13 protein-coding genes are annotated in these 13,760 nt (G+C 67.9%); 5 read left to right on the forward strand and 8 right to left on the reverse strand.

The genetic code is table 11. The annotated features are described in order from the left end of the window. The first annotated feature begins 38 nt into the window (after window positions 1-38). On the forward strand, window positions 39-785 hold the full coding sequence (locus tag WFQ67_RS00800) for an NRDE family protein (RefSeq protein WP_173175173.1): 747 nt from the start codon (window positions 39-41) through the stop codon (window positions 783-785). Here the strand turns inward: WFQ67_RS00800 and WFQ67_RS00805 are convergent. The 3 genes from WFQ67_RS00805 to WFQ67_RS00815 all read right to left on the reverse strand — a co-directional run bounded on the left by WFQ67_RS00805 (window position 782) and on the right by WFQ67_RS00815 (window position 4,671). Next, window positions 782-1,816, reverse strand: a complete 1,035-nt coding sequence (locus tag WFQ67_RS00805) for a sensor domain-containing diguanylate cyclase (protein WP_337055962.1) — start codon at window positions 1,814-1,816, stop codon at window positions 782-784. The genes WFQ67_RS00800 and WFQ67_RS00805 overlap by 4 nt on opposite strands. Window positions 1,817-1,889: 73 nt before the next feature. Beyond that, window positions 1,890-4,169, reverse strand: coding sequence for a phosphoenolpyruvate--protein phosphotransferase (gene ptsP, locus WFQ67_RS00810; protein WP_111263487.1), 2,280 nt, complete (start codon window positions 4,167-4,169; stop codon window positions 1,890-1,892). 22 nt (window positions 4,170-4,191) lie between these two features. Further along, the gene (locus tag WFQ67_RS00815) at window positions 4,192-4,671 is read right to left on the reverse strand and encodes an RNA pyrophosphohydrolase (protein WP_111263513.1); all 480 of its coding nucleotides are present in this window, start codon (window positions 4,669-4,671) and stop codon (window positions 4,192-4,194) included. Window positions 4,672-4,815: 144 nt separating this feature from the next. Here WFQ67_RS00815 and WFQ67_RS00820 point away from each other — a divergent pair, with 144 nt between their 5' ends. Next, a complete protein-coding gene (locus tag WFQ67_RS00820) occupies window positions 4,816-5,469 on the forward strand; it encodes an HAD family hydrolase (protein ID WP_213627850.1) in 654 nt (217 codons plus the stop codon). Between the two features lie 6 nt (window positions 5,470-5,475). On the opposite strand, the gene WFQ67_RS00825 is transcribed toward WFQ67_RS00820, so the two are convergent. The 4 genes from WFQ67_RS00825 to ilvA are packed head-to-tail and all read right to left on the reverse strand — an operon-like array spanning window position 5,476 to window position 9,279. Continuing rightward, complete coding sequence (locus tag WFQ67_RS00825; RefSeq protein ID WP_173175186.1) at window positions 5,476-5,949, reverse strand: DUF2269 family protein; 474 nt, start codon at window positions 5,947-5,949, stop codon at window positions 5,476-5,478. Next, entirely contained in the window at window positions 5,946-7,202 is a 1,257-nt protein-coding gene (locus WFQ67_RS00830) for an SDR family oxidoreductase (protein WP_337055963.1), read from the reverse strand. The genes WFQ67_RS00825 and WFQ67_RS00830 overlap by 4 nt, the downstream gene beginning before the upstream one ends. A gap of 2 nt (window positions 7,203-7,204) precedes the next feature. Then, window positions 7,205-7,648 carry a DUF2269 family protein gene (locus tag WFQ67_RS00835; RefSeq protein ID WP_337055964.1) on the reverse strand — a complete coding sequence of 148 codons (444 nt, stop codon included), beginning with the start codon at window positions 7,646-7,648 and terminating at the stop codon, window positions 7,205-7,207. A gap of 50 nt (window positions 7,649-7,698) precedes the next feature. Then, entirely contained in the window at window positions 7,699-9,279 is a 1,581-nt protein-coding gene (gene ilvA, locus WFQ67_RS00840; RefSeq protein ID WP_337055965.1) for a threonine ammonia-lyase, biosynthetic, read from the reverse strand. Window positions 9,280-9,354: 75 nt separating this feature from the next. On the opposite strand from ilvA, the gene rpiA reads away from it, so the two are divergent. Together rpiA and WFQ67_RS00850 are read left to right on the forward strand one after the other, a co-directional pair. Further along, window positions 9,355-10,026 carry a ribose-5-phosphate isomerase RpiA gene (gene rpiA / locus WFQ67_RS00845; protein ID WP_213627840.1) on the forward strand — a complete coding sequence of 224 codons (672 nt, stop codon included), beginning with the start codon at window positions 9,355-9,357 and terminating at the stop codon, window positions 10,024-10,026. Between the two features lie 146 nt (window positions 10,027-10,172). After that, complete coding sequence (locus WFQ67_RS00850) at window positions 10,173-11,414, forward strand: tetratricopeptide repeat protein (RefSeq protein ID WP_213627838.1); 1,242 nt, start codon at window positions 10,173-10,175, stop codon at window positions 11,412-11,414. Window positions 11,415-11,466: 52 nt separating this feature from the next. Here the strand turns inward: WFQ67_RS00850 and WFQ67_RS00855 are convergent, their stop codons facing one another. Beyond that, entirely contained in the window at window positions 11,467-12,390 is a 924-nt protein-coding gene (locus WFQ67_RS00855; RefSeq protein WP_337055966.1) for an SdiA-regulated domain-containing protein, read from the reverse strand. 160 nt (window positions 12,391-12,550) lie between these two features. Here WFQ67_RS00855 and WFQ67_RS00860 point away from each other — a divergent pair, with 160 nt between their 5' ends. Continuing rightward, entirely contained in the window at window positions 12,551-13,531 is a 981-nt protein-coding gene (locus tag WFQ67_RS00860) for an AraC family transcriptional regulator (RefSeq protein ID WP_244862967.1), read from the forward strand. Window positions 13,532-13,760 lie beyond the last annotated feature (229 nt).

The following is a 13,760-nucleotide window of genomic DNA, read 5'->3' on the forward strand; positions in this document are numbered from 1 at the left end:
GCTGCTAGACTCGCCGACAAACAAGGAGACCACTCCAGATGTGCCTGATCGCATTCGCCTGGCGACCGGGTCACCAGACTCCCCTGGTGCTCGCCGCAAACCGTGATGAGTTCTACGCCCGTCCCACCCAGCCACTGGCCGCATGGAAAGACGCGCCGGGGCTGTACGCAGGACGCGACCTCGAAGCCGGGGGGACCTGGCTGGGCCTCGGCCCGGATGGCCGCTTCGCCGCGCTGACCAATATCCGCGACCCGCGCCTGCCGCCGGTGGGCCGCTCCCGTGGCGAGCTGTGCGTGCAGTTCCTCAGCGGCGAGATGGGCCCGGGCGAGTTCCTCGCCGACGCGCAGCGCCGCGCCGGTGACTACGCCGGCTTCAATCTGCTGGTGGGCGATGCCCGCGAGCTGTGCTTCCTCAACCCCCGCAGCGGCGGCCCGAGAAGGCTGGCCGCCGGCATCTACGGGCTGTCCAACGCCGACCTGGACACGCCCTGGCCGAAGGTCGAGCGAGCCAAGGCGGCGCTCGCCGAATGCCTGGAACAGGTCAACACCGACACCCTGCTCAACCTGATGCACGACCCCGAGGCCGCGCCGGACGCGATCCTCCCCGACACCGGTGTGGGCCTGAACACCGAGCGCATGCTTTCACCGGTGTTCATCGCCACCCGCACCTACGGCACCCGCGCCAGCACCGCGCTGATCGTCCATGCCGATGGGCGCCGCGAGCTGGTGGAGCGCAGCTACGGCCCCCACGGCGGGCACCTGGGGGATGTGGCGCTTCAGCTCTAGCAGCGCTCGATGCAGTCGCGCCGTTCCTTGGCGCGGTAGAGCCCCTCGTCGAGGCGCCGCAACAGCGCCTCGACGCTCTCCCCCGGCTGCATGCCGGCCACCGCGAAACTGGCCGTGAGCCGCCAGGGCAACTGCGGGCAGGCTTCCGGCACCCGTGCGTGCAGCCGCTGGGCCAGCAGCAACAGGGCTTCGGGGCCGGTGTCCGGCAACAGCACGATGAATTCCTCGCCGCCCCAGCGGGCCAGGCAATCCTCCTCGCGCAGCATCGCGCCCAGGCAGGCGGTGACCGCCACCAGCACCTGGTCGCCGACGGCATGGCCCAGGCTGTCGTTGATGCGCTTGAAGTGATCGAGGTCGAACATCAGCAGGCCGGTGGGGTGACCATGGCGCACGAAGCGCTGCCACTCGTGCTCCAGGCAGGCCTGGAACTTGCGACGGTTGAACACCGAGGTGAGCGGGTCGGTCTCGGCCAGCTGCACCGCGGCCCTGACCTGGTCCGCGAGCGCACGATTGGCCTCGGCCAGGGCCTCGGTGCGCAGTTCGATCAGGGCTTCGAGATCACGGTTGATGTGCTGCAGCTCCTCGTTGCGCTGCTGCAGCGCCAGCTCGGCAAGCTTGCGCTCGTGGATGTTGCGATGGGCGCCGATCATCCGCGTCGGCCGGCCCTGGTCGTCGAACTCGACGAAACGGCCGTGATCGCTTATCCACAGGTAGCTGCCGTCCTGGCAGAGGCAACGGTACTCCTCGGCGTATTCGGCGCGGTGGCCGTCGAGGTAGGCCTGGAAGCCCTGCATCACGCCGTCGAAGTCATCGGGATGGATCACGCTCTTCCAGGTGTCCACGTCCTCCGGCAGGCCGTCGCGGGGGAAGCCGAGCATGGCGTACCAGCCGGGGCTGCGGTGCACATGGTGGGTGATCATGTTCCAGTCCCAGATGCCGTCGCTGACGATCTCCAGGGCGTGGCGGAGGGTCCGCTCTATTTCTTCGCGGGTCGTGCCGTAGGGATGTTCTTCGGATGCCAGCTCGTCCATAAGCCACCTTTCCGGCGATGCCAGCGCAGGCCCATGGCATCTGGTTGGGCTGGACGCGACCGCCGGCGGGGGCTCAGGCCTGGATGGTCGCGGCCGGGTTGATCACGCGGCCCAGGCCCAGGTTGCGCAGGGCCAGGTGCAGGGAGCTGTGGATGACCTGCGGGTTGTCGATGCCCATCAGCTGATCGAGGAGCTCGCGCGCCTTGCTCAGGCTGACCTGGCGCAGCAGCCACTTCACCTTGGGCAGGTTGGTGGCGTTCATCGACAGGCTGTCGAAGCCCATGGCCAGCAGCAGGACGGCGGCGGCGGGATCACCGGCCATCTCGCCGCAGATGCTCACCGGCTTGCCTTCGGTGTGGGCATCGTTGACCACCTTGACCAGCGCCTGCAGCACCGCCGGGTGCAGGTAGTCGTAGAGATCGGCGACGCGTGGGTTGTTGCGGTCAACGGCCAGCAGGTACTGGGTCAGGTCGTTGGAACCGACCGAGAGGAAGTCGACCTGGCGCGCCAGCTCGCGGGTCTGGTACACGGCGGCGGGGATCTCGATCATCACGCCGACCGGCGGCATGGGGATGTCGACGCCCTCATCGCGCACCTCGCCCCAGGCGCGGTGGATCAGGTGCAGGGACTCTTCCAGCTCCTGCACGCCGGAGATCATCGGCAGGAGGATGCGCAGGTTGTTCAGGCCTTCGCTGGCCTTGAGCATGGCGCGCACCTGCACCAGGAAGATTTCCGGGTGGTCCAGGGTCACGCGGATGCCGCGCCAGCCGAGGAAGGGGTTGCTTTCCTTGATCGGGAAGTAGGACAGCGCCTTGTCGCCACCGATGTCCAGGGTGCGCATGGTCACCGGCAGCGGATGGAAGGCGGCGAGCTGCTCGCGGTAGATGGCGAGCTGCTCCTTCTCGCTGGGGAAGCGCTCGTTGATCATGAACGGCACTTCGGTGCGGTACAGGCCGACGCCTTCGGCGCCGCGCTCCTGGGCACGGGTCACGTCGGCCAGCAGGCCGGTGTTCACCCACAGCGGCATGCGGTGGCCGTCGAGGGTCTCGCACGGCAGGCTGCGCAGGGCGTCGAGGCCCTTGACCAGCTGGCGCTCCTCCTCGACCACTTCGCTGTACTGCTTGCGCAGCTCGGCGGAGGGGTTGGTGAAGACTTCGCCGTGGTAGCCGTCGACGATCAGTTCGATGCCGTCGACCTTCGAGTACGGCAGGTCGACCACGCCCATGACCGTGGGAATACCCATGGCGCGGGCTAGGATGGCGACGTGGGAGTTGCCGGAGCCGAGCACGGAGATCAGGCCCACCAGCTTGCCCTCGGGCACTTCGCCCAGCATGGCCGGGGACAGCTCCTCGCTGACCAGGATGGTGTTGTCCTGGTACACCAGGTTCTGCTTGCGCTCCTCCTGCAGGTAGGCGAGCAGGCGGCGACCGAGGTCCTTGACGTCGGAGGCGCGCTCGCGCAGGTAGGCATCGTCCATCAGCTCGAAGCGCTTGACGTGCTCCATCACCACCTGGCGCAGGGCACCCTGGGCCCACTGGCCGGAGCGGATGACCTTCTTGACTTCCAGGCCGATGGAGGCGTCGTCGAGCATCATCAGGTAGACGTCGAACAGCGCGCGCTCCTCGGGGCGCAGCTGGGTGGCCAGCTTGCTCGACAGGCGACGCATGTCCTCGCGCACCGACTCCAGTGCCTGCTTGAAGCGCTCGACCTCGGCCTCGATGTCATCGACGGCGCGGTCGGGCACCACTTCCAGGTCGGCCGGCGGCAGCACCACCACGGCGGTGCCCACGGCAGCGCCCGGGGCACCGGGCACACCGACGAACTTGGCTTCCTGGATGCCCTTGCCCTGGCGACCCAGGCCACGGATCGAGCCGGTGGCCTCGGCATGGGCGATGACGCCCGCGAGCTGGGCGCTCATGGTGACGAGGAAGGCTTCCTCGCCCTCGTCGAACTGGCGACGCTCCTTCTGCTGCACGACCAGTACGCCCATCACCCGGCGGTGGTGGATGATCGGCGCGCCGAGGAAGGAGGCGTAGCGCTCCTCGCCGGTCTCGGCGAAGTAGCGGTAGCGGGGGTGGTCGGCGGCGTGCTCGAGGTTGAGCGGCTCCTCGCGGGTGCCGACCAGGCCGACCAGGCCCTCGTTGGGGGCCATGCTGACCTTGCCGATGGAGCGCTTGTTCAGGCCCTCGGTGGCCATCAGCACGAAACGGTTGGATTCGGGGTCCAGCAGGTAGACGGAACAGACCTGGCTACCCATGGCCTCCTTGACCCGCAGCACGATGATCGCCAACGCCGCCTTCAGATCCTTGGCGGCGTTCACTTCCTGGACGATCTTGCGCAGCGTATTGAGCATGGCCTTGTAGCCTTTCTCCGGGTCAGTCTTGCGCCAGCAGGCGCGGGGCTAATTCCTTGAGGGCACGGCGGTAGACTTCTCGCTTGAAGGTCACGACCTGCCCCAGCGGATACCAGTAGCTGACCCAACGCCAGCCATCGAACTCGGGCTTGCCGGTCAGGTCCATGCGTACCCGGTTCTCATCCGACTGCAGGCGCAGCAGGAACCATTTCTGTTTCTGCCCGATGCACAGGGGTTGGCTGTGGGTCCGCACCAGACGCTGCGGCAGACGATAGCGCAACCAGCCCCGGGTGCATGCAAGTATTTTCACATCCCGCTCCTCGAGCCCGACTTCCTCGTTCAGCTCGCGGAACAGCGCCTCTTCCGGCGTCTCGCGGGGGTTGATGCCTCCCTGGGGGAACTGCCAGGCATCCTGGTTGATACGCCGCGCCCAAAGCACCTGCCCGGCATCATTGGCGAGAATGATGCCGACATTGGGGCGGAAACCATCGGGATCGATCACGACGAACAACCTCGCATACGCATGTTCCGGCATTGTTCCACAAAGCCCGTAAACGCGGCAATGCGGGCTTTTCGCGCAATGGGCAGGCCGGGGAAAAGTGGTTATTCTGGCCGCCCTCCGTAGTTTCGATCCAAGGTAATTGACGTGCGCCTGGCCCTTTTCGATCTCGACAACACCCTCCTCGGCGGCGACAGCGACCACGCCTGGGGCGACTACCTGTGCGAACGCGGCATCCTCGACGGCGATGCCTACAAGTCCCGCAACGACGCGTTCTACCAGGACTACCTGGCCGGCCGCCTGAACATCACCGACTACCTGAACTTCAGCCTGGAGATCCTCGGCCGCACCGAGATGGCCCAGCTGGACCAGTGGCACCGCGAGTTCATGCGCGACTGCGTCGAGCCGATCATCCTGGCCAAGGGCGAGGCATTGCTGGCCGAGCACCGCGCGGCAGGCGACAAGCTGGTGATCATCACCGCCACCAACCGCTTCGTCACCGGCCCCATCGCCGCGCGCCTGGGGGTCGAGACCCTGCTGGCCACCGAGTGCGAGATGGCGGACGGCCGCTACACCGGGCGCACCACCGACGTGCCCTGCTTCCGCGAAGGCAAGGTGACCCGCCTCGAGCGCTGGCTCGCCGAGACCGGCCTGAGCCTGGAAGGCGCCAGCTTCTACAGCGACTCGCTGAACGACCTGCCGCTGCTGGAGCGGGTGACCCGCCCGGTGGCGGTCGACCCCGACCCCAAGCTGCGCGCCGAGGCCGAGCGGCGCGGCTGGCCGGTGATCTCCCTGCGCTGAGCCGCCTCAGAGCGAGAGCGGCTTGATCACCATCAGGAAGAAGATGCCGACGAAGGCGATGAAGGCTGGCCAGCCCAGGGCGAACCAGACCTTCATATAAAGGTGGGCCCTGGCCGGCAGTTCCTGGCCTCCGGCCAGCGCATCGCGCGCCATGTCGCGCACGCGGATCTGCAGCCACACCACCGGCAGCCAGCAGAGCCCGGCGAACACATAGAGCCCCACGCTCCACAGCAGCCAGACCTGGTTCAGCGGCCAGCCCGCCAGCTTGGCCAGGGCCAGGCCGCTCAGCGGCTGGAACACCGCCGTGGTGGCGATGAACAGCCAGTCGGCGGTGACCAGGTGGCGGAAGGTCACGGCGATCACCTCCACCCGCTGGCTGCGCCAGGCGCGCAGGGCGTAGTAGGCCGAGCCCAGGCCGGTGCCGAACAGCAGGGTCGAGGACATGATGTGCAGGGTCTTCAGCAGCAGGTACAGGCTCATCCGGTTTTCCGTTGCGAGGGCTCCAGCCACAGCACCCAGAGGGTGGCGACCATGAGCACGAGGTTCTTGCCGACCGCAGCATAAGGGTCGGCCCAGTAGTGCGGAAGCAGCAGGCTGATCAGCGCCGTATAGGCCAGCATCAGGCCGAGCTGCGCGAGCAGCGCGTGGCGGCGCCAGCGACGCAGCAGCATGCCGATGCCCAGCAGCCCATCCAGCATCGCGCCCCCGACCACCGCCAGCTTGGCCAGCAGGCCGGTGACGCCCATCTCCGCCATGATCCTCAGCCCCCAGTCGAAACCCGGGCCGAGGCAGACCAGCGCGGTGCCCAGCCAGATCAAGGCCAGGACGATGATCATCGCCGGGCGCAGCCAGCCGTTCACGGCACGGGCCTTCTGCGGCCAGGCCGAATCCAGGCGCTGGTCGAGCCGCGCCGGGCGATAGCCACCGAGCCGCTCCAGCGGCGCGGCGTCGCCCAGGTTGTCCCGCCGTGCCAGCTCCAGCAGTTGCGGATCGAGCAGGTGCAGGCGAGCGGCGATGCCCGCCAGCGCTCCCGGTAGCTGGAGATAGCGCGCCGGGCTCCAGAGCAGGCGCCCACGCAGGCGGTCGAGCAGCTCGCCCTGGGTCAGCGCCTCGGGCCCGACCAGCTCCAGCACCTGCGGTTGTTCCGGCCAGCGCCGCAGCAACGCCAGCACCGCACCGACCAGGTCATCCACATGCAGCGGCATGCTTCGCGCGCGGGTGTCCAGCAGGGGTGCCAGCGGCAGGGGCGCGAGGCGCTCCAGCCAGGCGCTGCTGGCCCCGCCTTCGCCCAACACCAGGGAGGGGCGCAGCACCACGGCGGGAATGCCCAGGGCCAGCAGGTGCGCATCCGCGCGCGCCTTGCTGGCGAGGAAAGGCACCTCGCAGTCCCCGGCACCGAGGGCGGAAACCTGCAGCACCGCCGCACCATGGCGGGCGGCGAGGTCGAACAGGGCACAGGCGCCGTCGGACTGCAGGCGGGCCTGGCGCGCCAGGTCAGGGTCCAGCGCACCGGCGGCATTGATCACCAGGTCGATGCCGGCAGGCCAGGGAAATTGAAGGGGTTCGTCAGCCAGGCGTTGCAGATCGAGCGGCTGCCAGGCCACGCCCGGCAGGTCGTCACCCGCCCCCGAGCGGGAGGTGGCGACGACCTCGTGGCCACCGGCGGACAGGGCACGCAGCAGATGACGGCCGATGAAGCCGCTGGCACCGACCAGCAGGATGCGCCTGGTCAAGCTCAGGCCGGCTTGGCCAGAGTCAGTACGAGGATGGCCAGCAGCAGCAGGAAGCCGACCGCGCCATAACCCAGGCTGAAGCCGAGGAAACGGCTGCGCGGGGCGGCATTCGGCGCGTCGCCGGCGTGCAGCACCAGCAGGCGCCGGGTGAAGGCCAGCCAGGCGATGCCGGCCAGCAGATAGAGGATGGAGCTTCCCAGCACCCAGGTCAGGCCGAAGGGGATCTGCGCCAGGGCCAGCAGCCACCAGCCGGTGATCGGCAGGGCCACGCCCAGGGCCAGCAACGCCGGCACGCCGAATAGCACGGATTGCCGCAGGTTCGGCGCCCAGCCCCCCAGGCCGCCGTGCCAGGCTCGCAGCACGCCCCACAGCAGGCCGCCGGCGACGGCGAACAGCAGGAAGGTCAGCAAACCGTGCAGTATCTGCAGCATCAGGTAGTCATCCATTGTCATTCACTCCATCCGGGCGACGAGCAAAGTGTAGATGGCCGCCGCCGTCAGCCGAGGAACAGCCGGTAGGCCGGGTTGTCGCTCTCGTCCCAATAGGGGTAGCCGATCTCTTCCAGCGCCGCGGGGATCAGGTGGCGCTCGTCCGCCGGCACCTGCAGCCCGGCCACCACACGGCCGTCGGCGGCGCCGTGGTTGCGGTAGTGGAACAGGGTGATGTTCCAGCGCCCGCCCAGCTTGTTGAGGAAGTTGAACAGCGCGCCGGGGCGCTCGGGGAATTCGAAGCGGAAGATCGACTCGTCCTCCACCCGCGCCGCATGCCCGCCGACCATGTGGCGGATGTGCAGCTTGGCCAGTTCGTTTTCGGTCAGGTCCAGCACCGGGAAGCCCTGATCGCGCAGGCTCTGCACCAGAGCCTCGCGCGGGTCGTTCTCCGGGTGGGTCTGCACGCCGACGAAGATGTGCGCCTCGGCCTCGGTGTTGTAGCGGTAGTTGAATTCGGTGATCTGGCGCTTGCCGATGGCCTCGCAGAAGGCCTTGAAGCTGCCCGGGCGCTCGGGGATGGTCACCGCGATGATCGCCTCGCGCTTCTCGCCCAGTTCGGCGCGCTCGGCCACGTGGCGCAGGCGGTCGAAGTTGATGTTGGCGCCCGAGTCGATGGCCACCAGGGTCTGCCCCGTACTGCCTTCGCGCTCCACGTACTTCTTGATCCCGGCCACGGCCAGGGCGCCGGCCGGCTCGGTGATGGAGCGGGTGTCGTCGTAGATGTCCTTGATCGCCGCGCAGATCTCGTCGGTGCTGACGGTGATCACCTCGTCCACGTGCTCGCGGCAGATGTCGAAGGTGTGCTGGCCGATCTGCGCCACGGCCACGCCATCGGCGAACAGCCCGACCTGGCCCAGCACCACGCGCTCGCCGGCGGCCATGGCGGCCTGCAGGCAGTTGGAGTCGTCCGGCTCGACGCCGATCACCTTCACCTCGGGGCGCAGGTACTTGACGTAGGCGGCGATGCCGGCGATCAGGCCGCCGCCGCCCACCGGCACGAAGATGGCGTCCAGGCGCCCGGGGTGCTGGCGGAGGATCTCCATCGCCACCGTGCCCTGCCCGGCGATCACGTGCGGGTCGTCGTAGGGGTGGATGTAGACGTAGCCCTTCTCGTCCACCAGCTTCAGCGAATAGGCCAGCGCCTCGGGGAAGGCATCGCCGTGCAGCACCACCTTGCCGCCCCGGGCGCGCACGCCCTGGACCTTGAGCTCGGGTGTGGTGCGCGGCATCACGATGGTCGCCTTGATGCCCAGCTCGCGGGCCGCCAGGGCCAGGCCCTGGGCGTGGTTGCCGGCCGAGGCGGTGACCACGCCACGCGCCAGCTCCTCGGCAGTGAGCTGCGCCAGCTTGTTGTAGGCGCCGCGAATCTTGAAGGAGAACACCGGCTGCAGGTCCTCGCGCTTGAGCAGCACCTGGTTGCCGAGGCGTTCGGACAGGCGCAGCGCGGGTTGCAGGGGGGTTTCCACCGCCACGTCATAAACGCGCGAGGTGAGGGTCTTCTTCACGTAGTCTTCGAGCATCACGGCTTCACTGGCGGGGCATGCGGGGATGGGCGAGTCTACCCCAGGGCTTCGTCGCCCGACCACAGAGAATGCGGGGTTTTGCCGCGCCGACCGGCTATAATCCGCGCCCGCATTTCCTTTCATACGTGGACCACCAGCATGACCCAGGACCAGCTCAAGCAGGCAGTCGCCCAGGCCGCAGTCGACCATATCCTCCCGCTGCTCGACAGCAAGAGCGTCGTCGGCGTCGGCACCGGATCGACCGCCAACTTCTTCATCGACGCCCTGGCTCAGCACAAGATGGCCTTCGACGGCGCGGTCGCCAGCTCCGAAGCCACCGCCCAGCGCCTGAAGGGCCACGGCATCCCGGTCTACGACCTGAACGCGGTGGACGCCCTGGAGTTCTACGTCGACGGCGCCGACGAGAGCGACGCACACCTGAACCTGATCAAGGGCGGCGGCGCCGCACTGACCCGCGAGAAGATCGTCGCCGCCGTGGCGCGCACCTTCATCTGCATCGCCGACGGCAGCAAGCTGGTGCCGGTGCTCGGCGCCTTCCCGCTGCCGGTGGAAGTCATCCCCATGGCCCGCAGCCACGTGGCGCGCCAGCTGGTGAAACTGGGCGGCGACCCGGTCTACCGCGAAGGCGTGCTCACCGACAACGGCAACATCATCCTAGACGTGCACAACCTCTCGATCACCGACCCGGTGACCCTGGAAGCGCAGATCAACGCCATCGTCGGCGTGGTCACCAACGGCCTCTTCGCCGCCCGCCCCGCCGACCTGCTGCTGCTCGGCACAGCCGAAGGCGTGAAGACGCTGAAGGCGTAAGAATCCGAGCCCGGCATGCAACGTGCCGGGCTCCTGTAATGCGACAACCGACCACTGTCCGGCACCTCAGCATCAAAATGCCATCAAGCCTCCACCTCTGATAGGCTCTGCCCCCGCGAAACACTCCCCTCCCATCAAGGAATGCCATGAAGAAGGAAGCCTTCATCACGCTGTCGCTGTGCCTGCTGCTCAGTGGCTGCTTCGAAACCCCCGTCGAGAAGACCGACAAGGCCATCGGCCTGTACCGCCCCGATACCACCGCACCGCAGCAGATGCAGGAAGCCCATGAGCTGCTGGAAAGCGCCGCCGAGGAAAAGGAACCCCGCGCCCAGTACATGCTGGCCAAGATGTACGAACGCGGCGACGGCGTCGCACAGGATTTCAACAAGGCCTTCGCGCTCTACACCCAGTCGTCCCTCAACGGCAACGGTGATGCCTCCTACATGCTGAGCCGGTACCTGGAAGACGAGCAGTTCGGCCAGAAGGTCGACCTGCAGCAGTCGAAGGGCTTCCTGGAGAAAGGTGCCGCCCAAGGCTCCTACACCGCCAAGCTGCTGCTGGGCCTGGCCCTGCTCAACGGCAACGCCCCCTTCCAGCAGGACCTCGACAAGGCGGAGAGCCTGCTGCAGGAAGTCGCCGAGAAAGCCGCCGTCGAAGGCCATCGCCTGCATGCCCAGCAGGGCCTGGCCACCCTGTATGGCGATGCCACCCTGGGCAAGCTCGACCAGGAAAAGGTCGTGAAGGCCTACGAGTACCTGGCTCAGCACGGCCCTTCCGGCTACCCGTCGGTGCTGATGGGGCTGTTCGACGGCCACATCCCCGCGCTGGAGGACCCGGCCCGGCGCAAGGCGGTCTACGAGCAATACGGCCCGAGCAATGCCCAGGTGAAGATGCTTTATCTGGCCGGGGCCTTCGGTGAGGGTGAGGGGGCGCTCATCAGCGAGGCGGACTACCGCAAGCTGCTCGCTGACGCGTCCGCCAAGGGCGATCGCCTGGCATCGAGCCTGGGTTGCCGCATCTTCGCACCGGGCCTGATACGCGCCAATGGCGCCGGCGATCCGGCCCAAGCCCAGCAAGTGCTCGCCTGGTGCGACGCCGAGGCCCGGAAGGGCGAACCGTTCGGCCAGAGCACTGTCGCCGCCCTCAACCTGCTCAAGGGCGAGTACAAGCAGGCATTCATCTGGGCGACCATCGCCCTGGTGGAAGGTAACCGTGACGGCACCTTGGTAATCACGCGGCTCGCAGGGGCCGGCTTCAACCCCCCGGAAGCCGAGGTGAACGACCTGCTGCGGGAAGCCAAAGCCCTGCGCACCGACATCAAGGCCGCCCAGGCCAACTACCGCGACAAGACCCTCAGCCTGCCCCAGGTAGAGCGTCCCTGGTATTGAGCCCAGCCCACGGGGCGCGTCGCGTGCGAAGCGCCCCGTGGAACATCGAGCGTCACTCCCCCGCCGGCTTGCTGAACCTGTAGAACAGGTTCGGCTCGCTGACCAGGTACAGATTCCCGTCGTTATCCATCGCCACGCCCTCCGCCTGCGGCACGCCGCGGGTCAGGCCGTGCATGCCGCGCAGCAGCGACAGGCTGCTGATGGGCTTGCCGTCGGCGTTGATCTCCAGCACCAGCCGCGACTCGTCGGACAGCGCCAGCAGGTGGCCGCTGCGGTCGTCGTATTGCAGGCTGGAAAGGTCGCGGACGAAGAGCCCGGCGTCGCGCTTGGGGTCGTCCACCACGTGCACCGCGAAGGGTTTGTCCGGGTTGGTGTGGGGGAAGCCGTGGACCTCGTAGATGCGCACCGGGTCGCGCTCCTTGGCCACGAACAGGCGCTGCCCGGCGGGGTCGTAGGCCAGGCCCTCGAAGCCCTTGTTGCCGTTGAGGCCGATGCCCAGGGAGAGCTGCTGCGACTCGCTGGCGTCCAGGCGGGTGGTGTCCTCGTCCAGGCGCACCTTGACCAGGCGTTGCAGGCGCTCGTCGGTGATGACGTAGACGCCCTTGCTGATGTACTCGATGGCCTCCGGATCGCCGAAGCCTTGCAGGTCGATGCGCCGGATGATGTGGCCATCCAGGGACATCTCGATGATCTGCGGGCGCTGGTTGGTGACCGTCAGCAGGCTGTGGCGGTCCGGGTCGTAGGTAAGCGCGGAGACATCGTCGTCCAGCCCCTCGATGGGCCGGGCCTCGACGGTCACCCGGTAGTCCGGCAGCCAGATCGAGCGCTCGCGCCACTCCGAAGCGTGGCGCCATTCTTGCACGATGAACCAGCCGCGCTCGAACAGGCGAAACTCCTGGGCGGCGATGCCGAGCACCAGCAGCACACAGAACAACAGGCCGGAAACCAGCCAACGGGGAGTCAGGAAGGATCGCATCGGGACAAACTCTAGGGTTCAGGGGCGCGCCGAGGATACAAGAGTGCGCCATTGTGATGCCTGAACCGAAACTTAATGCACAGGCCCATGCACCCTCCCGGCCCCCCACCGTTACCAAAGGGGACGAAACATGGCGGCGCCATTGCTACCCGAACGGGTCATGACCACCCTGCACACCATCGCCCTGGCGGTGGAGACCCTCGCCGAGGAGGTGCCGCGCCCGCGCCTGCTCGAAGGCAGCGGCGTCGCCTGCAGCGACCTCGACACCCCCGACAAGCTGATCACCCACGCCCAGGAACTGCGCGTCTTCGCCAACGCCCTGAGCTGCACGCGCAACCCGGCGCTGGGGCTGTCCCTGGGCCTGCGCATGCACGTCTCCGCCTACGGCATCCTCGGCTACACCATGCTCGCCAGCCGCACCCTGCGCGATGCGCTGAACATCGCCCTGGCCAACGCCTCGCTGCTGGGCAGCTACTTCACCCTGGCCCTGGAGGAGGACGGCGCCGAGGCCCGGCTGGTCGCCACCGGCTACCGCTATGCGCCGGAGCTGATGGTGTTCAACAGCGAGCTGTGCCTCACCTCGCTGCTCACGGTGATCCAGGACCTGCTCGGCGAGGCCGTGCGCCCGCGGCGGGTGCGCCTGCCCTACCGCCCGCCGCTGCATGCGGCCGCCTACACGGAGAAGCTCGGCTGCCCGGTGGACTTCGGCGATTCGCGCACAGCGCTCTGCTTCAACGCCGCGCTGCTCGACCGTACCCTGCCTCTGGCCGACCCGGTGACCTGCCACCACGGCCTGCAGCAGTGCCAGAAGCTCGACGCCCAGCTCACCAGCCGCCACGACGTGCTCGACCAGATCCGCGAGCACCTGGCCGGCCACCTCAGCGAAGCCAGCAACCTGGACCGCGTCGCCCGCAGCCTGCACCGCTCCGAACGCACCCTGCGCCGCCATTTGCAGCGCCTCAACACCAGCTACCAGCGGCTGCTGGATGAAGTGCGCTACGACAAGGCCCGCCAGCTGCTGTTGCAGACCGACCTGCCGATCTACCTGATCGCCGAACAGCTCGGCTACGCCGAGACCGCCAGCTTCCGCCACGCCTTCCAGCGCTGGAGCGGCCAGCCGCCGAGCCAGTACCGGCGCTGATCCGGCTCCGCATTCGCCGGCACCACCCACTCCGGGCATTCCCGGGCTGCAGCCCGGGCTACGCCTCCTATTGGCGCAATCCAGCGGATTTCCGCATTCGCGAAAACGACTGTCGCGGGGTGCCTTCGCCGGCCGTCATCCCCGCGAACGCGGGGCCCCACTGAAAGAGCCCGGGCCTCCATCCTTCCCACCGGCACCCGCCAGCAAATTGTCCGAAATTATCCCCTTT

It is taken from the genome of Pseudomonas sp. USHLN015 (assembly GCF_037153275.1).
Taxonomy (GTDB): domain Bacteria; phylum Pseudomonadota; class Gammaproteobacteria; order Pseudomonadales; family Pseudomonadaceae; genus Metapseudomonas; species Metapseudomonas tohonis.

Coding starts and splice junctions, on each gene's coding strand:
- WFQ67_RS00855 (WP_337055966.1), bottom strand. CDS start 12,390: ATGCGATCCTTCCTGACTCCCCGTTGGCTGGTTTCCGGCCTGTTGTTC.
- WFQ67_RS00860 (WP_244862967.1), top strand. CDS start 12,551: ATGACCACCCTGCACACCATCGCCCTGGCGGTGGAGACCCTCGCCGAG.
- WFQ67_RS00850 (WP_213627838.1), top strand. CDS start 10,173: ATGAAGAAGGAAGCCTTCATCACGCTGTCGCTGTGCCTGCTGCTCAGT.
- WFQ67_RS00805 (WP_337055962.1), bottom strand. CDS start 1,816: ATGGACGAGCTGGCATCCGAAGAACATCCCTACGGCACGACCCGCGAA.
- ptsP (WP_111263487.1), bottom strand. CDS start 4,169: ATGCTCAATACGCTGCGCAAGATCGTCCAGGAAGTGAACGCCGCCAAG.
- WFQ67_RS00800 (WP_173175173.1), top strand. CDS start 39: ATGTGCCTGATCGCATTCGCCTGGCGACCGGGTCACCAGACTCCCCTG.
- WFQ67_RS00835 (WP_337055964.1), bottom strand. CDS start 7,648: ATGGATGACTACCTGATGCTGCAGATACTGCACGGTTTGCTGACCTTC.
- rpiA (WP_213627840.1), top strand. CDS start 9,355: ATGACCCAGGACCAGCTCAAGCAGGCAGTCGCCCAGGCCGCAGTCGAC.
- WFQ67_RS00825 (WP_173175186.1), bottom strand. CDS start 5,949: ATGAGCCTGTACCTGCTGCTGAAGACCCTGCACATCATGTCCTCGACC.